Annotated in this window: 21 protein-coding genes; 19 read left to right on the top strand and 2 right to left on the bottom strand. The window is 33.6% G+C overall.

Annotated features, from left to right (window positions below; translation table 11 throughout):
- Window positions 1-362 precede the first annotated feature (362 nt).
- From RWM24_RS06865 to RWM24_RS06830, 8 genes are all read left to right on the top strand, one after another.
- Window positions 363-1,526, top strand: a complete 1,164-nt coding sequence (locus tag RWM24_RS06865) for an ABC transporter substrate-binding protein (RefSeq protein ID WP_314112775.1) — start codon at window positions 363-365, stop codon at window positions 1,524-1,526.
- 102 nt (window positions 1,527-1,628) lie between these two features.
- Window positions 1,629-2,501 carry a branched-chain amino acid ABC transporter permease gene (locus RWM24_RS06860; RefSeq protein WP_314112800.1) on the top strand — a complete coding sequence of 291 codons (873 nt, stop codon included), beginning with the start codon at window positions 1,629-1,631 and terminating at the stop codon, window positions 2,499-2,501.
- A gap of 9 nt (window positions 2,502-2,510) precedes the next feature.
- Window positions 2,511-3,476, top strand: a complete 966-nt coding sequence (locus tag RWM24_RS06855; protein WP_314112798.1) for a branched-chain amino acid ABC transporter permease — start codon at window positions 2,511-2,513, stop codon at window positions 3,474-3,476.
- Window positions 3,473-4,246, top strand: coding sequence for an ABC transporter ATP-binding protein (locus RWM24_RS06850; RefSeq protein WP_314112773.1), 774 nt, complete (start codon window positions 3,473-3,475; stop codon window positions 4,244-4,246). Before RWM24_RS06855 ends, RWM24_RS06850 begins: the two co-directional genes overlap by 4 nt.
- Before the next feature lie 2 nt (window positions 4,247-4,248).
- On the top strand, window positions 4,249-4,953 hold the full coding sequence (locus RWM24_RS06845; protein ID WP_314076869.1) for an ABC transporter ATP-binding protein: 705 nt from the start codon (window positions 4,249-4,251) through the stop codon (window positions 4,951-4,953).
- A gap of 2 nt (window positions 4,954-4,955) precedes the next feature.
- On the top strand, window positions 4,956-5,597 hold the full coding sequence (locus RWM24_RS06840; protein WP_314112771.1) for a CBS and ACT domain-containing protein: 642 nt from the start codon (window positions 4,956-4,958) through the stop codon (window positions 5,595-5,597).
- Window positions 5,598-5,754: 157 nt separating this feature from the next.
- Window positions 5,755-6,963 (top strand): aminotransferase class I/II-fold pyridoxal phosphate-dependent enzyme, encoded by a 1,209-nt coding sequence (locus tag RWM24_RS06835; RefSeq protein ID WP_314112769.1) that lies wholly within the window; start codon window positions 5,755-5,757, stop codon window positions 6,961-6,963.
- A gap of 11 nt (window positions 6,964-6,974) precedes the next feature.
- Window positions 6,975-7,355: a RidA family protein gene (locus tag RWM24_RS06830; protein WP_314112767.1), complete on the top strand. Its 381-nt coding sequence runs from the start codon at window positions 6,975-6,977 to the stop codon at window positions 7,353-7,355.
- A 198-nt stretch (window positions 7,356-7,553) separates the two neighbouring features.
- On the opposite strand, the gene RWM24_RS06825 is transcribed toward RWM24_RS06830, so the two are convergent.
- Complete coding sequence (locus RWM24_RS06825) at window positions 7,554-8,372, bottom strand: undecaprenyl-diphosphate phosphatase (RefSeq protein WP_314112796.1); 819 nt, start codon at window positions 8,370-8,372, stop codon at window positions 7,554-7,556.
- Window positions 8,373-8,525: 153 nt separating this feature from the next.
- Between RWM24_RS06825 and RWM24_RS06820 the strand changes: the two genes are divergently transcribed.
- Window positions 8,526-9,026 (top strand): PTS glucose transporter subunit IIA, encoded by a 501-nt coding sequence (locus RWM24_RS06820; protein ID WP_314112765.1) that lies wholly within the window; start codon window positions 8,526-8,528, stop codon window positions 9,024-9,026.
- Between the two features lie 106 nt (window positions 9,027-9,132).
- On the opposite strand, the gene RWM24_RS06815 is transcribed toward RWM24_RS06820, so the two are convergent.
- A complete protein-coding gene (locus RWM24_RS06815; RefSeq protein ID WP_314112763.1) occupies window positions 9,133-10,137 on the bottom strand; it encodes a lactonase family protein in 1,005 nt (334 codons plus the stop codon).
- A 139-nt stretch (window positions 10,138-10,276) separates the two neighbouring features.
- Here RWM24_RS06815 and RWM24_RS06810 point away from each other — a divergent pair, with 139 nt between their 5' ends.
- From RWM24_RS06810 to RWM24_RS06765, 10 genes are all read left to right on the top strand, one after another.
- Window positions 10,277-11,449: an AI-2E family transporter gene (locus tag RWM24_RS06810; protein WP_314112761.1), complete on the top strand. Its 1,173-nt coding sequence runs from the start codon at window positions 10,277-10,279 to the stop codon at window positions 11,447-11,449.
- Between the two features lie 86 nt (window positions 11,450-11,535).
- Window positions 11,536-12,273: a prepilin peptidase gene (locus tag RWM24_RS06805; RefSeq protein ID WP_314112760.1), complete on the top strand. Its 738-nt coding sequence runs from the start codon at window positions 11,536-11,538 to the stop codon at window positions 12,271-12,273.
- Between the two features lie 560 nt (window positions 12,274-12,833).
- Window positions 12,834-14,051 carry an arginine deiminase gene (arcA, locus tag RWM24_RS06800; protein ID WP_314112757.1) on the top strand — a complete coding sequence of 406 codons (1,218 nt, stop codon included), beginning with the start codon at window positions 12,834-12,836 and terminating at the stop codon, window positions 14,049-14,051.
- A 51-nt stretch (window positions 14,052-14,102) separates the two neighbouring features.
- Window positions 14,103-15,116 (top strand): ornithine carbamoyltransferase, encoded by a 1,014-nt coding sequence (gene argF / locus RWM24_RS06795; RefSeq protein WP_314112756.1) that lies wholly within the window; start codon window positions 14,103-14,105, stop codon window positions 15,114-15,116.
- 90 nt (window positions 15,117-15,206) lie between these two features.
- Window positions 15,207-16,748, top strand: a complete 1,542-nt coding sequence (locus tag RWM24_RS06790) for a YfcC family protein (RefSeq protein WP_314112754.1) — start codon at window positions 15,207-15,209, stop codon at window positions 16,746-16,748.
- Window positions 16,749-16,817: 69 nt separating this feature from the next.
- Window positions 16,818-18,158 carry a M20 family metallopeptidase gene (locus RWM24_RS06785; RefSeq protein WP_314112752.1) on the top strand — a complete coding sequence of 447 codons (1,341 nt, stop codon included), beginning with the start codon at window positions 16,818-16,820 and terminating at the stop codon, window positions 18,156-18,158.
- A gap of 38 nt (window positions 18,159-18,196) precedes the next feature.
- A complete protein-coding gene (gene arcC / locus RWM24_RS06780) occupies window positions 18,197-19,144 on the top strand; it encodes a carbamate kinase (RefSeq protein WP_314112749.1) in 948 nt (315 codons plus the stop codon).
- 142 nt (window positions 19,145-19,286) lie between these two features.
- Window positions 19,287-20,357 (top strand): hypothetical protein, encoded by a 1,071-nt coding sequence (locus tag RWM24_RS06775; protein ID WP_314112747.1) that lies wholly within the window; start codon window positions 19,287-19,289, stop codon window positions 20,355-20,357.
- A 329-nt stretch (window positions 20,358-20,686) separates the two neighbouring features.
- Window positions 20,687-22,438 carry an ABC transporter ATP-binding protein gene (locus RWM24_RS06770; protein ID WP_314112745.1) on the top strand — a complete coding sequence of 584 codons (1,752 nt, stop codon included), beginning with the start codon at window positions 20,687-20,689 and terminating at the stop codon, window positions 22,436-22,438.
- Complete coding sequence (locus tag RWM24_RS06765) at window positions 22,432-24,180, top strand: ABC transporter ATP-binding protein (RefSeq protein WP_314112743.1); 1,749 nt, start codon at window positions 22,432-22,434, stop codon at window positions 24,178-24,180. The genes RWM24_RS06770 and RWM24_RS06765 overlap by 7 nt, the downstream gene beginning before the upstream one ends.
- The last annotated feature ends 89 nt before the right edge of the window (window positions 24,181-24,269 follow it).

Here is a 24,269-nt window from a genome sequence, read left to right as displayed (position 1 = left end):
AATTTATAGTTTGATAAACATTGGAGCAGTAAATCAAAAAAGGTTTACTGTTTTTTCTTTGTTATTTTTCAAAAGAAACAGTATCAACAAATCAAACAAGGTGTTTGACAAAATCTTATTTGTAGTAGTAAATGGTACGCCGGCAGCTTCGCTAAAGCGAATCTCATGGTGCATTACTACTTTAAGGAGATCTATCTTTCATCAAAATTATCTATTTCACAAAATGTAAGCGCTAAGTTGTCATGGATTAAAAAACAATTAAAAAATTTCAAAAAAATTTAAAAAAAACAATTGCATGAATTGTCAGAATATTATATAATCTTCTCATCACTAAAAAACAGATTATGAAATGAGGGATTATGATGAATTTAAAAAAATTTGGATTAGGATTGGTATCAGCAGCAATTTTAGCAGGATGTAGCGCAGGTGGCGCTTCAAATGGTAACACAGTAAAACTTGGAGGTAACTTTGAGTTAACAGGTAACGTTGCCGCTTATGGTTCAGCTATGGATAACGCTGTTAAATTAGCCGTTGAACAAAAAGGAAAGTTATTAGATAAAGAATTAAAATATGTTTCTTATGATAATAAATCAGAAAAAACAGAAGTAGCTTCTGTAGCTAAAAAATTAGCTTCTGAAAAAGTTGTTGGGGTTGTAGGACCTGCAACAACTGGGGATGCTCAAGTTTCAATTCCAATCATGGAACAAGCAAAAATTCCAGCTGTATTCCCAGCAACAACAGGGGACGGCATTACATTAAAAGATGCAAAAAATCCAGAATCAGTATACGACTATATCTTCCGTGTATGTTTCTCTGATAATTATCAAGGTGTTGTAGGTGCAGGATTTGTAAGCCAAAAATTCCCAAATGCTAAAGTGGCAATTTTACAAGACTCAGCTAGTGATTACTCAAAAGGTTTATCAGAAGCATTCGAAAAAACTTATACAGATACTAAAATCGGTGGACAAATTGTTGCGAAAGAAACTTATCAATCAAAAGATACAGATTTCCAAGCAGTATTAACTTCATTAAAATCAAAATCATTTGATGTATTATACATCCCAGGATATTATGAAGAAGTTGGTTTAATCATCAAACAAGCTCGTGAATTAGGAATCACTCAACCAATCGTTGGTGGAGATGGATTATCAAGTGAAAAATTAGCAGAATTAGCTGGTAACAAAGCAAACTTAACAAATGTCTTCTATACAGCTCACTTCTCAGCTAAAAGTACAGATGCAGATGTTCAAGCATTCATCAAAGCGTACAAAGAAAAATATGGTACAACACCAGATTCATTTGCAGCTTTAGCATATGATGCAGCTGAATTATTAATGAAAGCTATTGAAACAGCAGGTTCAACTGATGCGCAAGCAATCAAAAAAGCTTTAGCAGAATCTAAAGACTTCGATGGTGTAACTGGTACATTCACAATGGGTAAAGATCACACTCCTGTTAAATCAGCAGTTGTTATCGAATTCCAAAATGGTGAAGAAGTAAGTGCCAAAGAATATGCAGCACAATAATCAATAAAATTTTAGAAAAGAGAGGCAGTCAGCCTCTTTTTTCACATGATAGGCAAATATTAAAAACGTTTTTTTATAAGGAAGGAGCTTAAAATGGAGCTATTGATTCAACAATTAGTCAATGGGATTGCGCTAGGAAGTATTTATGCTTTAGTGGCACTTGGCTATACAATGGTTTATGGAACAATTAAATTAATCAACTTCGCTCATGGTGATGTTTATATGATGGGTGCATTTGTTGGTTTTTATGCAATGAATGGATTGGGGTTAAATATTTTCTTATCTCTTCTATTAGCAATGGTTACCTGTGCAGTTTTAGGAGTACTGATTGAAAGAGTAGCGTATAAACCTTTAAGACGTTCGACTCGTGTTGCTGCTTTGATTACAGCAATTGGGGTTTCATTTTTACTTGAAAATGTGATGAGTTATCTTTTCGGAGCAGAAATTCGTCCATTCCCATCTGATTTTGGAACTACAAACTATACTTTATTCGGTAATATTACGATTAATGGAAAGCAAATCTTAATTTTTGCTACAACAGTTATTTTAATGGCATTATTACAATTCATCGTTCGTTATACAAAAATGGGGAAAGCGATGCGTGCCGTTGCGGTGGATGAAGATGCAGCTCAATTAATGGGGATTGATGTGGATCAAGTGATTTCATTTACATTCGCATTAGGTTCAAGTCTTGCCGGGATTGCCGGAGTATTAGTTGCTTTATACTATAATACGTATTCTGCAACAATGGGGATTGTACCAGGATTGAAAGCATTCGTAGCTGCGGTATTAGGTGGAATTGGTAGTATTCCAGGTGCCATGGTTGGTGGCTATGTCATTGGTTTATTAGAAACACTCGTTAGCTATTTAGGATTCTCTCCATATAAAGATGGAGTAGTTTACTTCCTATTATTTGTTATTTTATTAGTATTACCAGCAGGTTTGTTTGGTAAAAATGTTAAAGAGAAAGTGTAGGTGAGAAACATGCAACGATTTCATCAGAAAAATCTTATTTGGTTAGCTTCTGCAGTATTAGTCTATTTATTACTTCAAGTGTTAGTTCAAGTAGGAGTGATTAATTTCTATTATGAAAGTACTTTTATTAATATCATGATTAATATTATTTTCGCAGTTGGATTAAATTTAATTTTGGGGGTTGCTGGTCAATTCTCACTTGGTCATGCTGGATTTATTGCGATTGGTGCTTATAGTGCTGCTATTATCGGGAAAGCGGTTAGTGGTTTAGCGGGTTTATTTGCTGGAATGGCAGTGGGTGTGGTCATTTCAATCGTGATTGCTTATTTAGTTGGTTTACCAACGCTTCGTTTAAAAGGGGACTATTTAGCAATTGCAACATTAGGGGTTGCTGAAATTATTCGTGTAGCCTTAAATAATATGAAAATTACAAATGGTGCTGCAGGGATTAGTGGTGTTCCATTAACAACAACATGGACAATTGTTTATATTGCATTAGTTTTAACAACAATTTTAGTATTAAACTATGCCAATAGTAGTGCAGGTCGTGCGACTTATGCAGTATTACAAGATGAAATTGCAGCAGAGTCAATGGGGGTAAATGTTACTCGCTATAAAATGTTAGCTTTCATTATTGGAGCAGCTACAGCAAGTATTGGTGGAACATTAACAGCGACTTATTTAGGAACTGTAACACCAAGTGACTTTACATTTATGAAATCAATCGATGTATTAATCATTGTTGTATTTGGAGGAATCGGTAGTTTTACTGGTTCATTTGTTGCAGCAATTTTACTTGGAATTATTAATACATTCTTACAACCATTTGGACAATTACGTATGATTATTTATGCAGTAGCGTTAATTTTAATTATGATCTTCCGTCCAGGTGGATTATTAGGAACTTGGGAATTCCGTTTTGGAACACTCTTAAGTAATAAATTGAAGAAAAAAGAGAAAGGAGAAACAGAATGAGTTTATTAGAAGTAAAAGGTTTAACAAAAAATTTCGGTGGATTATCAGCTGTTTCGAACGTTTCTCTTAAAGCAGAAAAAGGAGAATTAATTGGATTAATTGGTCCAAATGGTGCCGGTAAAACAACATTCTTCAACCTTTTAACAGGGGTATATGTTCCAACAGAAGGAACCATCGAATTAGAAACTGAAAATGGTAAGACATTATTAAATGGAATTGCACCAAATAAAATTACTGAATTAGGGCTAGCACGTACCTTCCAAAATATTCGTTTATTTAAAGATTTAACAGTATTAGAAAATGTAATGGTAGCGATGCATGCGCATAAAGGGAATTCATTATTCTCAAGTTTATTCAGAACAAAGGCGTATTATGAAACAGAAAAAATGATGAAAGAAGAAGCATTAGAGTTATTAAAAATCTTCAACTTAGAATCGTTTGCTCAAGATAAAGCGAAAAATTTAGCATACGGACAACAACGTGAATTAGAAATCGTTCGTGCTTTAGCTACGAAACCAAAAATTTTATTTTTAGATGAACCTGCTGCAGGGATGAACCCACAAGAAACAGCAAATCTAACAAAATTAATTGCGCAAATCCAAGAACAATTCGGATTAACCGTTGTACTAATTGAACACGATATGTCATTGGTTATGGAAATTTGCCAACGTCTATATGTATTAGAATATGGAAGATTATTAGCACATGGAACACCAGAAGAAATTAAGAAAAATCCTGATGTTATTCGTGCTTACTTAGGAGGAGAGTAATCATGTTAGAAGTAAAAGATTTAAGTGTACATTATGGCATGATTCAAGCCGTTAAAGATGTAAGCTTCACAGTTAACGAAGGAGAAATTGTTTCTCTAATCGGTGCTAACGGTGCAGGAAAATCAACCATTTTAAAAACATTATCTGGATTAGTACGTCCAAGTGCTGGAACAATTGAATATTTAGGTCAAGATATTACGAAATTACCTGCTAAAAAAATTGTTTCACTTGGCTTAGCACAAGTTCCAGAAGGTCGTCACGTATTTAGAGGACTTTCAGTAAAAGAAAACCTTGATTTAGGAGCATTTTTAAGAAATGATAAAGAGGAAATTCAAAAAGATATGAAAGCTATCTTTGAGAGATTCCCAATTTTAGAAGAACGTAAAAATCAAGATGCTGCAACATTATCAGGTGGGGAACAACAAATGTTAGCGATGGGACGTGCGTTAATGACTCGTCCGAAACTATTGTTATTAGATGAACCATCAATGGGATTAGCACCAATTTTCATTAAAGAAATCTTTAATATTATTCAAGAAATTCAAAAACAAGGAACGACTGTATTACTAATTGAGCAAAATGCGAAAATGGCATTATCGATTGCATCAAGAGGGTATGTATTAGAAACAGGATCTGTGGTATTATCAGGTACAGGTAAGGAATTACTTGAAAGTGAAGATGTTCAAAAAGCATATTTAGGGGGATAATCATGGAAGTAAAAGATTATATGTCAACAAACTTAATAACCGTTGAACCAACAACAACTGTTATGAAAGCATTAGATTTAATGAAAGAACATGATGTGCATCGTCTTCCAGTCGTTGAAGGAGACAAATTAGTAGGATTATTAACAGCTGAATTGGTCGCTCAAAATTCACCTTCAATGGCAACAAGTTTAAGTGTGCATGAATTAAATTACTTATTAAATAAAACAACTGCTAAAGATATTATGTTGAAACAAGTCATTACTGTAAAACCAACGGCTGTCTTAGAAGAAGCTGCTTCAATTATGAGACAACAAGGAATTGGCGTTTTACCAGTTCTTGAATCAAGAGGAAACTTAGTAGGAATTATTACTGATAAAGATATTATGGATGCGTTCATTGATATTTCAGGGTATAACACTCCAGGTTCTCGTTTATTTATTGAAATTAATGAAGATAAACCTGGTCCATTAGAAGATATCTCAAATGTTTTACGTGATCATAATGTCAATGTAGATACAATTTCTGTGTATCACCGTGAAGGAAAAGTACAAGTAGTACTTCACGTGGATTCTGAAAATCCAGATGAAGTAGCAGACTTTATCGCACAAAGAGGATATAGAATCTTATCTTCAATGAAAAAATAGATTATAAATGATAGACTTTTCTCAAAGTAGCAACAAATAGCTTTGTTACTGGAAAAGTCTTTTTCTTTGTTTATTAGAAGATGGTAGCTTTTCTTTGTTCGTTGGAAGATTTCTGCTATACTAGTACTACTACACAAGAGGGGAAAGGAGAAATATGATGAAATATGATTTTACAACAGAAATAAACCGTCATGGAAAAGATGCGATGGCAGTGGATGGCTTAGGTTTAATTCCAGGGAAAGCCCCTAACCGACCTAAGGAAGGATTCGATGTGATTCCGATGTGGATAGCAGATATGAATTTTGCAACAGTTCCAACTGCGATTCAAGCGATGAAAGAACGGTTAGAACATCCAGTTTTTGGTTATTTTATGCAACCAAAAGAATATTATAATGCCATCATTCGTTGGCACCAATTTCACCATCAAGTGGAAGGATTAACAGCTAAACATATTGGTTATCATAATAGTGTACTAGGAGGAGTAGTTTCAGCATTAACTTCTTTTGCGTCACCGGGAGATGCTATTTTAGTTCATAGTCCAACTTATGGAGGATTTACCGAAGTTTTAAAAAATAATGGCTTTAATATTGTACTCAGTCCATTAGTGAAAGATGAAGACGGTGTTTACCGTATCGATTATAAAGATATGGAAGCAAAGATTCGTAAACATCATATCCATGTATCCATTTTATGTTCGCCACATAATCCGACAGGTCGTGTTTGGAATCAGGAAGAATTAGAAAAAGTAATGGCGATTTATCAAAAATATGATGTAACGGTTATTTCTGATGAAATTTGGTCAGACTTAGTGATGCCAGGAGTGAAACATATTCCAACACAAAGTGTCTCGGAAGATGCTAAGAGTCGTACAATTGCATTTTATGCACCAAGTAAGACTTTTAATTTAGCTGGTTTAGTAGCTGCCTATCATATTATTTATAGTGATTTATTAAGAGATAGAGTGAATGCAAAAGGAAGTAAATCTCATTATAATGTGATGAATGTACTATCGATGCATGCTTTAATGGGGGCGTATCAACCAGAAGGGTATGAGTGGTTGGAAGAATTAAGACAAGTATTGTATCAAAATATGACGTATGTTTGTGACTATATTCGTGATCATTTTGAAGGAGTATCTGTGACAAATACAGAAGGTACCTATGTTATTTTTATTGATTGTAAAGAATATCTAGAAAAAAATGGTATTACGATTGATGAATTACAAAAACGAGGAACAGATGTAGGTGTCGCTTGGCTAGATGGAAGAGTCTTTCATGGACCAACTCATATTCGATTAAATGTAGCACTACCATTTACAAGAATTCAAGAAGCTTGTGAGCGAATGAAAAAATATGTATTTATTTAAAGGAGAGAAATATGAAAAAAATAATTCATACAGATAAAGCACCAGCAGCAATTGGACCTTATTCGCAAGGAGTATTATGTTCAGGAAATTTCTTGTACGTTTCAGGACAATTACCAATCGTACCAGAAACAGGAGAATTTGCAGGGGAAGATATTGTTAGCCAAACACATCAATCATTGAAAAATATTCAAGCGATTTTAGAACAAGCTGGAATGACTTTAGAAAATGTTGTGAGTACGACGATTTATTTAAGTGATATTGCTCATTTCCAACAAATGAATGAAGTTTATGCAACTTATTTTAAAGAAAATTGCCCAGCACGTGCCGCTTTCCAAGTAGCAGCATTGCCAAAAAATGCACTAGTAGAAATCCAAGCAGTAGCTTGTCAATAAAAGGGAAAAAACAGCCAGCAGAATTTTCTGCTGGCTGTTTTAGTGATGATACAATATTTAAAATGATTGTAGAAGGAGATTTTATTAAATACGAGCGAAAAGAGAAAAGTCATTTTATAGTAGTATGGGTAATAGAACCGAGAGCTTCTATTACAGGGACTGGCGTCCTAATACTACAATAAAATACCTTTTCGACTGTTATTTAAGGAAAAACGAACTAGCTAATACGATAATCCCTAGAATAATACGATACCAACCAAATGCTTGGAAATCGTTTCGTTTTAAATAGCTCAATAAGAACTTGATAACAATTAGTGAAACGAAGAATGATACAACAGATCCCACTAATAAAATCAATAATTCTGCACTTGTATAGTGGAATCCAAATTTTAATAATTTTAACCCACTAGCTCCAAACATAATTGGAATACTCATGAAGAAAGAAAATTCTGTTGCTATAAAACGATTTGTTCCAACTAATAGTCCCCCTAAAATAGTAGAACCTGAACGAGAAGTTCCAGGAATTAATGCTAAAGTTTGGAATAAACCAATTTTAATCGCTGTTATATAATCCAATTCTTCAAATGAATGAATACGAGGCTCCACTATTTTATGACGGCGTTCAATCACAATAAATGCAATCCCGTAAACAATTAAAGTTGTCGCAATAACGATTGCTTTATTAAAATATTCATCCATAAAATCATTTAATAATAATCCTCCTACGATGGCAGGGATACAACCGATAATCACTTTTTTCCATAATTCAATAGTCGCTAAAAATTCTTTACGAGTTTTCTTTCCTTCAAATGGATTTAGTTTGTTAAAGTATAAAATTACAACGGCAAAAATGGCACCAAGTTGGATAACTACATTAAACATATCTTGAAACTTTGGACTAACATCCAATTGTAAAATTTCGTTTGCTAAAATTAAATGTCCAGTACTACTAATCGGTAACCACTCTGTTACCCCTTCAATAATTCCTAAAATTATTGTTTTAATAATTTCAATCATTGTAATCAAAATATCACTCCTTTATTATGTCTGAATGTAAGTATAAAGGTTTACGAGAAAAATTTCTATAAAAATCTTAAAAAATATAAAAGGAATAAGGTTTTTATTTAAAAATATGCTATACTATGGTTAAAGAATTGAAAGGATGATTAGATGTTTGGATTTTTTAAAAAGAAAGTAACAAAAGAAGTTACTCCTGAATTAGAATTATTTGCTGTAGCAGAAGGGGAAGTAGTGGCTATTACAGAAATTAATGACCCAGTATTCTCTCAAAAATTCATGGGGGATGGATATGCTGTATTACCAACAAATGGTGTGATTACTTCACCAGTAGCAGGGGAAGTGATAAATGTATTCCCAACGAAACATGCTGTAGGAATTAAAACAGATAATGGTGTAGAAGTATTATTGCATATGGGAATTGATACAGTGGAATTACAAGGAGCGCCTTTTGATACAGTTGTAACTGTGGGACAACGTGTCGATCAAACTACTGTGATTTCTACTGTAGATTTAGAAGCAGTAAAAGCAGCTGGAAAAGATACTCCCATGATTGTAGCTTTAACAAATATGGATAAAATTGCAAACTTATCAATTACAACAGGAAATGCATTAGCATCTTCTAAAATTGGTGAAGCAACAGTTACCTTATAATGTGAATTCGAAAGACTTTTCTGATGTTGCAAAGGACGGCAGAAAAGTCTTTTTCAAAAGTTTATAAGAAACTCCCCTGAGATTTTCAGGGGAGTTATATTTTTGTCTAAAACGGAATGACGCAGACAACTTCTGGTGCGAAAAAGTCTTTTTGACAAAGTGTTAAGGTTCCTGTTTCACTGTCTCGTTCATAAAGAGTTAAATTATTAGATTCTTGATGTCCAATGACGACAAATCGTTCATCCTTACTTAAGTGGAAATCACGTGGGACGCTTCCAAACGTATCGTAATCAGCTACAAGTGTTAATGAACCTGTGTCTTCTTGAATTTGAAAGACATAAATACGGTCATAGCCACGATTACTAGCGTATAAGAATTTCCCATTTTTTGTTAAATGAATCGCTCCACCCCATGCTTGTTGTTCTGCTGTTGTTAACAAGTGTTGCTCGATAAAAGTAAAGCTTCCAGTTTCAGCATCATAGGCTAATACTTCAATACTAGCGTGGAGTTCGCAAATTAAATACGCAATTGGAAGAGTAGGGTGGAAAGCTAAATGACGAGGGCCTGCTCCTTTTCTACTATTATAGGTAGAAACACGTTGAAGTTTTTCGACATCTTGTTGATAAGTAGCTACAATGTCACTTCCTAAATCACAAACTACAATCCATTTTTCATCAGGCGTATAGTCCGTATAGTGAACGTGAGGTTGTTTCTCTTCAAGTGAAGGATGAATAACTCGATCCACTAATGTTACTGCTGCATCAAATTTGTAAGAAGAAACATGACCTTCGTGATAATTAGCCGCTAATAAATGATTGGATTCTTTATTAAATGCAATATAACATGGAACAGCTGTTGTATCATGATAGTGAGAAACTTTTGTTAAAGTCTCTGCTTGCGCTGTATCGAATATAGTAATTCCACCCGTTTCTTCTTTTGAAACAGCTGCTAGTAGTGAATGGTCAGCGTTTAAAGCAAGATAAGTTGGATTTTCAATTTCTGCTTCTAAAGTTAAATTTGAAAATTGTTTTTTTTCAGTATCTAATTGAACAGAATAAATTCCTTTACTCATACGTTTAGTATAAGTACCTAAATAGAACTTTTCAGTCATATGAATCAACTCCTTAATGTATCGTTGAGAATATAGTAGCACGGTTCTTAAAAAAAATAAAAAATTCCTTCTCAAAAATGTTTATTTAGATAAAAATATGATACACTAGAACTAAATTTTAGAAAACGAGGTGCCTTTAATGGAAGAAATCGAACACACAACTTCATCAAAATCATGGTTTTGGAAATGGTTTTTAAATAATCAACTAGTGAGTACATTATTGATTATTTTACTTCTACTTATTAACATTTTTGTCTTCACTAAAATCTCGTATATTTTTTCTCCATTAAAAGGATTTTTCTCCATTATTGGGTTTCCAATGGTAGGTGCCGGAATTTTATTTTATATGGTTAAACCGATTCAAGATTTTCTAGTGAAAAAAGGAGTTCATAAATCGATTGCTATTTTATTAAACTTTATTTTACTGATTGTCTTGTTATTGGCAGCAATTTTTAGCTTTATTCCAATTGTAGAAAAACAATTAAGAGAATTAGTGACTCAATTACCAATATATTACAGAATTATTAGTGAACAAGTGGAACGAGTTGTACAAAGTAATACATTTTCAGCAGTGCAAGAACAGTTGAACGGAATTAATATGGATTTCATACAATCACTAGGAACAAGAGTGAATGGTCTGTTGAATGTTACGTTTAGCGGAATTGGAAATGTTGTCGGAGCAGTTGGGGAATTTATGATTGGAATTATTACAATGCCAATTCTTCTGTTTTATTTACTACAAGATGGGGAGAAAATTTTACCAGGAATACTTAAAGTATTTCCAACTCGAACTCGCAAACGTATGAGTATTGTGTTAACAGAAATGAATCAACAAATTAGTTCCTATATTCGAGGTCAATTAACGGTTGCGATTGCGGTAGCAATTATGTTTTCAATTGGATATGCCATTATCGGTTTACCTTATGGTGTAACCATTGCGATTTTAGCAGGTGCATTAAATGTGATTCCATATGTTGGATCATTTTTCGGGATTTTACCTGCGTTAATCGTTGGCTTTGTTATTTCACCATGGATGTTTGTCCAAGTATTTATCGTCTTTGTTATTGAGCAAACTTTAGAAGGAAGAATTGTCTCTCCATTAATTTTAGGAAATTCATTACAAATTCACCCAGTGACTATTTTAGTAGTATTACTATCAACGGGTAAAATATTTGGATTAGTGGGGCTCTTATTAGGAGTTCCTGGTTATGCAGTCTTGAAAGTGATTGTTACTCATATATTTGATTGGTATAAAGAATATTCAGGCTTATATAAAGAAGGCATTGTAGAAGAAATTAAAATAGAAAATTAAAAATAAAAAGCATTTTTTTCGAAAAAAAGCATAGTTATAGATAGAAGGAAAATAACGAAAGCTTAAATCGAAAGGAGTGCTTTTTTGTGTGGATATTGAGTTTTGTAGTTGGGTGTTGTATGGGGAGTTTTTTGAATGTAGTTGCTTTAAGATTGGAAAAGGAAGAAGATTTTATAAGGGGACATTCTCATTGTGTCGAGTGCTTGCATGAACTAAGTTGGAAAGATTTGATACCAGTTCTTTCATGGATGTGGTTAAGAGGGAAATGTCGTTATTGTGGAAGAAAGATTTCACCTCGTTACTGGATTGTGGAAGTTGCATCAGGATTGATGTTTATGCTCATGACGGGAATAGGGGATGGAAGAGAATGGATGGGTTTAGTGGATCTATGGTTATTAGCTAGTTTAGCTATTTTTTGTAGTTTAACGGATTTACAAGAGCAAGTGATTTATCCGAAAGGGTTAGTGATAGTTGGATTGTTTCATATAGTATTTAATTTGAGTAGTTCATTAGGGAATGTATACATTCTATCAATGTTAGTAGCAGTTGTATTCTATGGAGGAATTTATGCTGTAGGTTATTTACTACGGAAGGAAGAAGTATTTGGACTGGGTGATTGTTATTACTTAGCGACAGTTGCCTTGTGGTATCCCGTAAAAGAAATTGTTCTCATTGCTTTACTATCCTTTGTTGTTGGCGGAGGGATATTAGGGGTGATGTTGATTTTGAAAAAAGAGGGAATAGAAAGAGTAGCATTTGTTCCATTTATTGTGATAGCACAGTTACTAGTGATGTGTTTAGGTGTAGAATGGTTTGGTTGGTGAAGGCGAAAGATATTTTAATAGGGGTGAGATTTATGAAATAGATTTAATTGAAAAATGTTTTTGTGATGATAAGAGGATGATTATTACTTTAAAATAGAAAGAAGTAATAAAAATGATAGTTAAGAATAATAAAAAACTTTAAATTAATAAAAAGGTTAGAAAAGTTAAAAATGAATTAAATAAAATAAGATTTTTCAAAAATAAATAAGATGAAAAATAAAATGAAAGAAATATTCACAAAATGAAAGTATTTTCTTGTGAAACTATATCCCTGAAAATTTATAGATTAAAAGAATTGTTAGCTTCATAATAAGGAGCTAGAGAAATCTAAAATGAAAAAAATAAGAAAAAGAAAGTGAAAAATTTCATATAAAATACAAAGTGAAAAATAAAATAGAATCAGAGATTTTAACTAAAAACTAACTTGAAAACGAATTCATTTAGAGGTAAGATAGTCGCGTAAGGAAATTACATCAAAAATAAGTCTGATCAACTTATTGGTTGTTTCCTAAGCTATGAATTCATAACTGTTCAAATTTTTAATTAGGATGGTGGCTATTATGTCAAACCCAATTCACGTATTTTCTGAAATTGGACGCTTAAAGAAAGTTTGTTTGCATCGCCCAGGTAAAGAGTTAGAAAATTTGATGCCAGACTATCTAGAACGTTTATTATTCGATGATATTCCATATTTAGAAGATGCTCAAAAAGAACATGATGCATTTGCAGAAACTCTTCGTAACGCTGGAGTAGAAGTTTTATACTTAGAACAATTAGCAGCTGAAGCAATTGATGCTGCAGGCGTTCGTGAAGAATTCGTAGATGAATGGTTAGCAGAAGCTGGTGTAGCAAGTGTTGCTTCTCAAAAAGCAATTAAAGATCACTTACTATCATTACCAACATTTGACTTGGTATTAAAAACAATGGAAGGTTTCCGTAAAACTGAAGTTCAGGCAGAAGCCACAACTTTAGCAGGTATGTATGAAACAGATTATCCATTTGTAGTAGACCCAATGCCAAACTTATACTTCACTCGTGATCCATTCGCTACAATGGCAAACGGAGTTTCATTAAACCACATGTATGCAGATACACGTAACCGTGAAACAATTTATGGTAAATATATTTTCACATATCACCCAGTATACGGAAATGGAAAAGTTCCATTCTTCTATGACCGTACTGAAGATACTCGTATCGAAGGTGGAGATGAGTTAGTTCTTTCTAAAGAAGTATTAGCTGTAGGTATTTCTCAACGTACAGATGCTCGTTCAATTGAAAAAATTGCTCAAAAATTATTTGCTGAAACTGATTTCAAACAAGTATTAGCATTCGTAATTGGTGAAAACCGTAAATTCATGCATTTAGATACTGTATTTACACATATCGATTATGATAAATTTACTATCCATCCAGAAATTCAAGGCGGATTAAAAGTATTCTCTATTACAAAAGGAGAAAATGGTGCGCTTAATATTGAATTAACTGAAGATAAATTAGAAAACGTATTAGCGAAAGCATTAGGATTACCTTCTGTAACATTAATCCCATGTGGTGGCGGAGACCCAGTAGAAGCTGCTCGTGAGCAATGGAACGATGGTTCTAATACATTAACAATTGCACCAGGGGAAGTAGTTGTATACGACCGTAACGTTGTAACAAATGCAATCCTTGAACAATATGGTATTAAATTACATAAAATTCGTGGAAGTGAATTAGTTCGTGGTCGTGGTGGTCCACGTTGTATGTCAATGCCATTTGAACGTGAAAATTTATAATCTTCAATCAGAAAAAATAGAATTACAATTTTGAAAGGAGTCATTCCACATATGACACAAGTATTCCAAGGCCGTAGCTTTTTAAAAGAAAAAGATTTCACTCGTGGAGAAATCGAATATTTAATCGACTTCTCAGCACACGTTAAAGATTTGAAAAAACGTGGTGTACCACATAAATTCTTAGAAGGCAAAAACATTGCTTTATTATTCGAAAAAACATCTACTCGTACTCGTGCAGCTTTCACTACTGCAGCAATCGACTTAGGTGCTCACCCAGAATATTTAGGTAAAAATGATATTCAATTAGGTAAAAAAGAATCAGTAGAAGATACAGCAAAAGTTTTAGGCCGTATGTTTGATGGAATCGAATTCCGTGGATTCAGCCAACAAGTCTGTGAAGATTTAGCAAAATATGCTGGCGTTCCTGTATGGAATGGTTTAACAGATGCATGGCATCCAACACAAATGATTGCTGACTACTTAACTGTTAAAGAAAACTTCGGTAAATTAGAAGGATTAACATTAGTTTACTGTGGTGACGGACGTAACAACGTTGCAAACAGTTTATTAGTAACAGGTGCAATCTTAGGTGTGAACGTTCATATCTTCTCACCAAAAGAATTATTCCCAGAAGAAGAAGTAGTTGCATTAGCAGAAGGATATGCTAAAGAAAGCGGAGCTCGTGTATTAATTACAGATGATGCTGAAAAGGCTGTTAAAGGTGCAGATGTATTATACACTGACGTTTGGGTATCAATGGGTGAAGAAGACAAATTCACTGAACGTGTAAACTTATTACAACCTTACCAAATTAATATGGACTTAGTACGTAAAGCTGAAAACGAAGATTTAATCGTATTACACTGCTTACCTGCTTTCCATGACACTGAAACAGAATACGGTAAGAAAATTGCTGAAGAATTCGGCATTAAAGAAATGGAAATTACTGATGAAGTATTCCGTAGCAAATATGCTCGTCAATTCGATCAAGCTGAAAACCGTATGCACTCAATTAAAGCAATCATGGCTTTAACTGCAGGTAACTTATTTGTAAACAAAGTTTAATAACAAAAAGTAACATAGAAAGCCATTCTGGTTCTGATGTTGAATCAGAACTAGAATGGTCTTTTTTATAGATAGATGGAGGATATTATTATGGCTGAACAAGTAGCTGAGAAAAAAGGTTTTAAAATGCCTTCTTCATATACTGTTTTATTCATTATTATTGCAATTATGGCTTTATTTACTTGGATTATTCCAGCTGGACAATATGATAAAACAGAAGATGGTAACTTAATTGCTGGTACTTACCAACAAGTTGATTCAAACCCTCAAGGGTTTTATGATGTGGTAATGTCTCCAGTTTATGGTATGTTAGGTCGTGATCATAAAATTAATGAAGGAAAACCTAATGAAATTGCATTAAAAACAGAAGGTGCAATTCAAGTTTCATTCTTTATTTTAATGGTTGGTGGATTTTTAGGAGTTGTTACTGAAACAGGAGCTCTTGACGTAGGGATTGCTTCAATCGTTCGTAAATATAAAGGACGTGAAAAAGCGTTAATTCCTGTATTAATGTTCTTATTCGCATTAGGTGGAACAACTTATGGTATGGGTGAAGAAACAATGGCTTTCTACCCATTAATCGTACCAGTTATGTTAGCGGTAGGTTTCGATACAATTACTGGGGTAGCCATTGTATTAGTTGGTTCTCAAATTGGATGTTTAGCTTCAACAGTTAATCCATTTGCTACAGGGGTTGCTTCAGATGCAGCAGGTATCAGTGTTGCTGAAGGTATCGGATTACGTTTAATCTTCTTCGTAGTAATGTGGGCAATTTCAGCATTCTATGTATATAATTATGCTAGCAAAATTGAAAAAGATGCTTCTAAATCATATACATTTGCTACACGTGAAGCTGACTTAACATACTTCAATGTTGAACAAACAGAAGCAGAATTAAGTGGAAAACAAAAAGCTGTATTAACAGTATTTGTATTAACATTTGTTGTTATGATTTTAAGTTTAATTCCATGGGCTAAATTCAATATTCATGTATTCGAAGATGTGAATAAATTTATTGTTGGCCTACCATTAGTGGGTCAAGTGTTTGGTCAATCAGCACCTTTAGGTGAATGGTACTTCCCAGAAATTACAATGTTATTCTTAATGATGGCTGTATTAGTTGGTATCACTTATAGAATGAAAGAAGAAAAATTCATTCAAGTATTTATGACTGGTGCTGCAGATTTATTAGGCGTTGCTTTAATCTGTGCATTAGCTCGTGGTATTCAAGTAATTATGAACGATGGTATGATTACAGCTACAATCTTGAACTTTGGTGAAAATGCATTATCAGGTTTATCAGCGCAAGTATTTATTGTATTAACATACATCTTCTACTTACCATTATCATTCTTAATTCCTTCTTCTTCAGGTTTAGCAGGTGCTACAATTGGTATCTTAGCTCCTTTAGGAGAATTCGTAAATGTATCTCAATCATTAGTAATTACTGCTTTCCAATCAGCAAATGGGGTACTAAACTTACTATCACCAACTTCAGGTATCGTAATGGGTGCTTTAGCATTAGGACGTATTGAAATTACAACTTGGTGGAAATTTGTTGCTAAATTAGTAGGTATTGTAATGGGCGTTTCAATCCTATTATTAATCTTAGGAACATTCATTAATATTTAATTAGTCAAATAATTTTAAAAGAACTCCCCTCGATTTTAGGGGGGATTTCTTATTCTTAAGGAGGATACGATGAGCACATTTATTACAGAAAAACACAAAGAAGAATGTATTGAATCGATTAAACGATTGGTTCGTATTCCTTCTGTCCTAAATGAAGGTGAAGGAGACACTCCTTTTGGAAAAGATATTCAGTTCGCATTAGAAGATGCGTTGGCTCTATGTCGTGAACTTGGCTTTAGTACTTACATTGATCCTAAAGGATATTATGGATATGCTGAAGTAGGAAGTGGCGAAGAGTCTTTAGCAATTTTATGTCACTTGGATGTTGTTCCGGCAGGGGATTTGAATAATTGGGACACGCCACCGTTTGAAGCTTTTTTAAAAGATGGTTTCTTATATGGAAGAGGGACTCAAGATGATAAAGGTCCTTCAATGGCAGCTTTATATGCCGTAAAAGCATTAATGGATGCTGGAGTGGAATTTGACAAACGTATCCGATTCATTTTTGGGACTGACGAAGAAACATTATGGCGCTGTTTAGCTCGTTATGGCGAGTTAGAAGAAGTAGCGACAATGGGATTTGCACCAGATGCAGAATTCCCATTAACATATGCTGAAAAAGGTTTATTACAAGTGAAATTGCATGGATCAGGAAGCGACGCTTTAGACTTTCATTCAGGAGATGCTTTCAATGTAGTTCCAGGTAAAGCATCTTATAAGGGAGAGTATTTCTCTCAAGTAGTAGAGAAATTATCTTCGTTAAAATTTGAATATAAAACACAAGAGGATGAAGTAACTGTTTTAGGAGTTTCTAAACATGCAAAAGATGCACCTCTTGGTGTGAATGCATTAGTGCGCTTAGTAAAAGGACTTCATTCAGTTGTGAATCATCCAGCCTTAGCATTTATCTCTGAAGGAGTTGGGGAAGATGCTACAGGAAGTAGTATTTTAGGGAAAATTGAAGATGAGCCATCAGGTGGTTTAACATTCAATGTAGCAGGTGTGACGATTACACCAGAAAAATCAGAAATTCGTATTGATATTCGTATTCCAGTATTAGCAGATAAAGATGCAATTGTCAAAACTCTATCTGAAAAAGCAAAAGAATTTGGATTAGAGTATGAAGAATATGATTATTTAGGACCATTGTATGTTCCATTGGATAGTGTTTTAGTAGATACATTAATGGCTGTCTATCAAGAAAAAACTGGAGATACAACTCATTTACCACAATCTTCAGGTGGCGCAACATTTGCTCGTACAATGAAAAATTGTGTCGCTTATGGAGCAGTATTCCCAGATTCACCAATTACATTCCATATGGAAAATGAAAAAATGTCGCTAAGAGATATATTTGATTCAATGGATATTTATGCAGAAGCAGTATATCGACTAGCAGGTAAAAAATAGTATAAGATTTAGTTTTAATCATAAAGGAGTTTATAAATATGTCACGTAAAATCGTAGTAGCGTTAGGCGGTAACGCAATTTTATCATCAGATGCTTCAGCAAAAGCACAACAAGAAGCATTAATTCAAACAGCAAAATACTTAGTACAATTCATTGAAAATGGCGATGAATTAGTTGTTACTCACGGTAATGGACCACAAGTTGGTAACTTATTATTACAACAAGCAGCAGCTGATTCAGAAAAAAATCCAGCAATGCCATTAGATACATGTGTTGCGATGACAGAAGGATCAATCGGATTCTGGTTACAAAATGCATTAGTCAATGAATTACAAGCACGTGGCATTAAAAAAGATGTAGCTGCAGTAGTAACACAAGTAATCGTTTCTAAAGACGATCCAGCATTCTCAAATCCAACTAAACCAATTGGACCATTCTTAACTGAAGAAGAAGCTAAAGAACAAGCAGCAGCTACTGGTGCTACATTTAAAGAAGATTCTGGTCGTGGTTACCGTAAAGTAGTTCCATCACCAAAACCAGTTGGAATTAAAGAGGTAAACACAGTTAAAAACTTAATTGCTACAGGTACTGTTGTCATTACAGCAGGTGGGGGAGGTATCCCAGTTGTTGAAGATCCAGAAACTAAATTCTTAACAGGTGTTGAAGCAGTTATCGATAAAGACTTTGCAAGTCAAACATTATCTGAATTAGTTGGAGCAGACTTATTCATCGTGTTAACAGGTGTTGACAATGTTTATGTAAACTTCAATAAACCAGATCAACAAAAACTAGAAACTGTAACAACTAGCGAATTGAAAAAATATATTGGAGAAAATCAATTTGCACCTGGTTCAATGTTACCAAAAGTGGAAGCAGCAATTGCATTCGTTGAAAACTATCCAGAAGGTAAAGCTATCATTACTTCATTAGAAAATATTGCTGAAGTATTAAAAGGTGATGGCGGTACTCAAGTTATTGCTGGTTAATGATATTAACAATTAATACTAAAGGGATTGATGGAAGTAACCGTTAATCCTTTTTTTATACAATTAATTTCATAAATACAATGATATTTCATTTAAACTATGGTAATATGAGTAGGAAATTTATGAAAGAGAGAAGGATTAGATGGCTTCATCAATGTATGAATTAGCCTTGCAATTAGAGCAAGAATTAAATAAGTTTTCATCAAAAAAAGGGCATGTTGTTTTTAGAACCTTAAAAGGTGAAACAAAATTCGTATTTCAATTTGAAAAGAATCATACTAAAGGTTTAATAATTCAACTATTAAAAAATGAAGAAGAATTAGCATTTGTAACAACTATTGAAAAGAAATGTCGCTTAGAAAGAGCAACTCGTCAATCAGAATTGGATTTACAATGGCTATTAAAAGGCATTCAAATTCGTTTTGAGAAGAAATCGATTATTTATGATACTGAGATTCAAAGAATGGAAAGATTAGGAATTGAAGTTAAGAAATTTGAAGTATTGCCGAATATTTTAAATTTTACAGAAGAAAATATTGGAAAAAGTACAGCTGTAACGAATCAAAATAGAAAATTTGTCGAACAAGTATTCACACTAGTTTTACAAGAAGGAAATCTTGAAAAATTAGAGGTAGTTTGGAATAAACAACAAAAAAACTATTATCAAACTTACCCAGTATTTACGTTTAATCAACGTACAAAAGAGGTCAATTATGTTCAACAAGAAAAAATGTTGGCATTAAAAGATATTCCAAAATATCAATATTATGTTTCAAATACACCAGCTGAATTACAAATTTCTGAATTTGAGTTTGCTAAATTTATGGAGAGAATTGAAGTAACAGTGAATGTTTCAATGCAAGTTAGAATTGGGGTACAAGAATTGGTGAGTTCAGATTTCTCTAAACAAAATATTCCTTTTATGATTGAAATGGCGGATAAAGATGCCGTTTCTTATACAAAGTTGATACATACGATTGATCCAAAAACAATTCAAGAAGAATTTTTAGAAATGTTTGCAGAATTTCAATTTAAACCAACAACAATTTTAGTTTCGGGATTATTTGGAGTTTACTTAAGTAATGTCTTAAGCCCATTAGCAAAAAGAATGTCGATTAAAATTAAACAGGTAGATAACTTACCAACATTTAATCGACTAACACCTGAGGAGAGAATTGTATCATTTTTAAATTTATATGGTATAACCGTGTAAAAATTCACTTGCAAAAAATCTCATTTGGGTGTACGATGAGTGTGTTAAGCAAAGTGTTTAACAAATAATATGAAGGAGGTAGTTGTAATGAACAACTTAAATGGAAAACATCAACAATTGAACAAAACAACTAAAATCTCCTTACAGAATATGACAATGTATTAATATACTCACTTTAATTATTTTTGGTTTTGCGAAATGAGGCTAACTGTCTGCTGTAGTAGGTAGTTAGCTTTTTTTCATAGATAAAAGTGGAGGGACTAGTTGTGTATATATGTATACGAAACTAGTCTTTTTTTGTCAAATTTCTGTGGGAGTAAGGAGGATATATGAAAGTCATTATGAAACACCTAGGGGTTTATTTTAAAAAGCACTGGGTGAGATATGTCGTTATTGTATGTAGTGCGATTTTAAATAGTTATTTATTAGTCGTTCCTGCAAAAATATTAGGACAAATTGTCAATGCGATTGTAGATCAATCATTGACACAATCACAACTTTTGGGATATATAGGATTCTTTTTCCTATCATTAGTAGGAGTCTACGTATTAGATTCTGCATTAATGTATTGGATATGGTTTGGACGTTTTGACTATATTACCAATTTAAGATTAGGGACGATGAAGCAATTATTATGGAAAAAAGCACCCTTTTATACAAAGTTTAGAGTTGGAGATATTGTAACTCGTTCAAGTGAAGACCTTGAGACAATTGGGACTTTAATAGGATTTGGAGTATATGCTTTTCTAAATGCATTCTTTATTACTTTATCTGTTTTGTCGAATATGGTGATGAATGTATGGTGGGAGTTGACGTTGATTTCAGTTTTACCAATGCCTGTATTAGCCTATGCACTTTATCGATTAACGGATAAAATTGAAATAGTGTATGGGGATGCTCAAAAAGCTATTTCTGATATGAATGCGGAAGTATTAGAAATGATTGATGGAACTTATGTTATTCGAGCTTATGGTCAAGAAGATAGAATGAGTCAAATTTTCCAAAATAAAACAGAAGATTCTCTTCAAAAAAATATTGAAGTAGCTAAATTGGGAATGTTATTTATTCCATTAGCACAAGTAGTTGTAGGAATTTGTATGCTGATTGGGTTGATTTATGGTGGAGGACTTGTTCAAGAAGGAAAAATTTTATTAGGGAGCTTAGTTTCGTTTCCAATTTATATCGGATTATTAGTCTTTCCATTGTATTTAATCGGAGACCTTGTCGTAATGGTTCAACAAGGGAAAGTTTCGTTTGAGAGAATTTTTGAATTATTCGAAACAAGCGATGATATAGAAAAAGATGGACAGGAAGAATTAGGACAATTCGAAGAAATTCGATTCGAAAATTTCTCCTTTACTTATCCTGGTGAAGAAAGTCCAACGTTGAAAAATATTTCAGTTAGTATAAAAAAAGGACAAACGATTGGAATTGTCGGAAAAACAGGTTCAGGGAAAACGACCTTTTTAAAACAGTTCTTGCATCAATATCCTTATCAAAATGAAACAGTTTTATTGAATCAGAAGGATTTGATTCATTGGAAACGTCAATCAGTGGATGCTTTAATGGCGTATGTACCACAAGAACATGTGTTATTTTCTAAAAGTATTTTAGAAAATTTGAAACTTGCTAATAAAGAAGTGACAGAAGCCGTTGTGTGGGATGTGCTGGAACAAGCTGCCATAGCGGAAGATATTCGTCGAATGCCAGAACAATTGGATACAATGATTGGCGAAAAAGGGATTACTTTAAGTGGTGGGCAAAAACAACGATTATCCATTGCCCGTGCATTACTAAGAAATGCTGAAATTTTATTACTTGATGATGCCCTGTCAGCTGTGGATGCTAAAACAGAAAAACAAATTGTAGATCATCTAAAATCAGAAAGACTTGCTCAAACAAATATTATTACAGCACATCGCTTATCTGCAATTCGACATGCAGATTGCATTTTAGTATTTGAAGAAGGTCAGATTGTGGCAAGAGGAACTCATGAAGAGTTGCTCGAACAAAAAGGCTGGTATTATGAACAATACTTGAAACAAGAATTAGAAGAAGGAGAGGTGAGCGAAGAATGCTAAAAACAATTTTTTGGTTATTAAGCTATATTCGTTATGAAAAACGTTCCTTTTTCATTGGACTTATTTTATTATTACTCGCTTCAGCTTCAGGAGTGTATGCTCCAATTGTTGCGAAGCAATTTATTGACTTAGTAATTACTCCATCAGAAAATTCAGGAGTCATTCATTGGGGGCAGATTACTCAATTTGCTGCAGTCTATTTTGGCTTATTACTCATTTCAGCGTTATCTGCTTATTTTGGACGATTTATTTTAAGTGTGATGTCCAATAGTTTAACAAAACGTTTAAGAGATGAATTATTTGATAAGATTCAACATTTACCGATTCGTTATTTTGATTCATTGCCAGCAGGGAAAGTTGTGTCAAAAATTACGAATGATACGGAAGTTGTTCGTCAAAACTTCTTTGTTGCAGCAACTGCTAATGTGTTAAATAGTATTATCATTATTGTTGGCATTTATGTCGTCATTTTTTCTTTGAATATTCGATTAGGAGCTGCTCTATTATTAGTCATTCCAGCCATTCTTTTATGGCAAGTAGTATTTAGTAAAAAGGCAGGAGCATTTACGGGACCTCTTCGAGAAAGCTTTAGTAATATGAATGGGAAACTAAATGAAATCATTCAAGGGATGTCCATTATTCAAGTATTTCAACAAGAAAAACTAGTGGATAAAGAGTATGAAGAGATTGTTCAAGAGTGGAAAGGAATTGGTCTTGAAGAATTAAAGGTAGAATCTTTCTTAGCTTGGAGTGTTGTCGGGTTTCTAAGAAATGTTACTTTAATGTTTGCCGTTTTATATTTAAGTGTGAAATATTTAGGAGGAACATTAGGATTAACGGCTGGATTTATTTATGCGATTGTGGACTATATTAATCGTCTTTATGATCCGATTGATAATTTAGTACAAATTTTTGCAGGATTGCAACATGCTTTTGCAGCAGGTGGTCGAGTAATTGAATTAATGGAAACACCAATCGAAAAATCAGGAGATGCTGATTTTGTCATGGAAGATGGAAAAGTCGAATTTAAAAATGTATCTTTCTCTTATGATGGAAAAACTCCTGTGTTGAAAAATATTTCCTTTACGATTGAAGCGGGTGAAACAGTTGCTTTTGTAGGGCATACGGGTTCTGGTAAGTCTACGATTATGAATTTGTTATTTAGATTTTATGACCCAACGGATGGAGAAATTTGGATTGACCATCAAAATATTGCTTTATCGAATCAGCGTAAAGTGCGTGAGAAGATGGGGATTGTGCTACAAGATCCGTATTTATTTGCTGGAACTTTAGGAAGTAATATTGGGTTGGAGAATCCTTCTATCACGACTGATGTAATGGAAAATTCGTTGATTCAAGTTGGGGGTCAGCATATTTTAGAGCGTTCTGAAGAAGGGTTGGATAAACTGATTCAAGATAAAGGGGCGGAGTATTCGTCTGGGGAACGTCAGTTGATTTCTTTTGCGAGAGCGTTAGCGTTTAATCCAACGATTTTAGTATTGGATGAAGCGACTTCTCATGTGGATACGCAAACGGAAGGGATGATTCAGCAGGCAATGGAAGTTCTGTCGAAGGATCGTACGACTGTTATGATTGCGCATCGTTTGTCTACAATTGTTCATGCAGATAAGATTTTTGTGTTGGATAAGGGTGAGATTATTGAACAGGGGAATCATGCTGAATTAGTTGAACAAGACGGAATGTACGCACAGATGTACCGCCTACAAGTGGAAAAGAATTAGACTTCTTATACTGTAGCAATGGACGGCAGCAGCTTCGCTGTTCCGACCCCAAAAAGTTAGACCAAAAATCTAACTTTTGGAGGTCGGTA

It is taken from the genome of uncultured Granulicatella sp. (genome assembly GCF_963516875.1).
GTDB lineage: Bacteria > Bacillota > Bacilli > Lactobacillales > Aerococcaceae > Granulicatella.
Note: the sequence above shows the minus strand (reverse complement) of the source record. Positions and strands in the feature narration are given on the sequence as shown.

Bases quoted from the DNA above. Each gene is read 5' to 3' on its own strand.
- RWM24_RS06835 (WP_314112769.1), top strand. From the start codon at position 5,755: ATGAAATATGATTTTACAACAGAAATAAACCGTCATGGAAAAGATGCG.
- RWM24_RS06825 (WP_314112796.1), bottom strand. From the start codon at position 8,372: ATGATTGAAATTATTAAAACAATAATTTTAGGAATTATTGAAGGGGTA.
- RWM24_RS06815 (WP_314112763.1), bottom strand. From the start codon at position 10,137: ATGACTGAAAAGTTCTATTTAGGTACTTATACTAAACGTATGAGTAAA.
- RWM24_RS06785 (WP_314112752.1), top strand. From the start codon at position 16,818: ATGAGCACATTTATTACAGAAAAACACAAAGAAGAATGTATTGAATCG.
- RWM24_RS06855 (WP_314112798.1), top strand. From the start codon at position 2,511: ATGCAACGATTTCATCAGAAAAATCTTATTTGGTTAGCTTCTGCAGTA.
- RWM24_RS06830 (WP_314112767.1), top strand. From the start codon at position 6,975: ATGAAAAAAATAATTCATACAGATAAAGCACCAGCAGCAATTGGACCT.
- RWM24_RS06810 (WP_314112761.1), top strand. From the start codon at position 10,277: ATGGAAGAAATCGAACACACAACTTCATCAAAATCATGGTTTTGGAAA.
- argF (WP_314112756.1), top strand. From the start codon at position 14,103: ATGACACAAGTATTCCAAGGCCGTAGCTTTTTAAAAGAAAAAGATTTC.
- RWM24_RS06840 (WP_314112771.1), top strand. From the start codon at position 4,956: ATGGAAGTAAAAGATTATATGTCAACAAACTTAATAACCGTTGAACCA.
- RWM24_RS06865 (WP_314112775.1), top strand. From the start codon at position 363: ATGAATTTAAAAAAATTTGGATTAGGATTGGTATCAGCAGCAATTTTA.
- RWM24_RS06775 (WP_314112747.1), top strand. From the start codon at position 19,287: ATGGCTTCATCAATGTATGAATTAGCCTTGCAATTAGAGCAAGAATTA.
- RWM24_RS06820 (WP_314112765.1), top strand. From the start codon at position 8,526: ATGTTTGGATTTTTTAAAAAGAAAGTAACAAAAGAAGTTACTCCTGAA.
- RWM24_RS06770 (WP_314112745.1), top strand. From the start codon at position 20,687: ATGAAAGTCATTATGAAACACCTAGGGGTTTATTTTAAAAAGCACTGG.
- RWM24_RS06845 (WP_314076869.1), top strand. From the start codon at position 4,249: ATGTTAGAAGTAAAAGATTTAAGTGTACATTATGGCATGATTCAAGCC.
- arcC (WP_314112749.1), top strand. From the start codon at position 18,197: ATGTCACGTAAAATCGTAGTAGCGTTAGGCGGTAACGCAATTTTATCA.
- RWM24_RS06765 (WP_314112743.1), top strand. From the start codon at position 22,432: ATGCTAAAAACAATTTTTTGGTTATTAAGCTATATTCGTTATGAAAAA.
- arcA (WP_314112757.1), top strand. From the start codon at position 12,834: ATGTCAAACCCAATTCACGTATTTTCTGAAATTGGACGCTTAAAGAAA.
- RWM24_RS06790 (WP_314112754.1), top strand. From the start codon at position 15,207: ATGGCTGAACAAGTAGCTGAGAAAAAAGGTTTTAAAATGCCTTCTTCA.
- RWM24_RS06850 (WP_314112773.1), top strand. From the start codon at position 3,473: ATGAGTTTATTAGAAGTAAAAGGTTTAACAAAAAATTTCGGTGGATTA.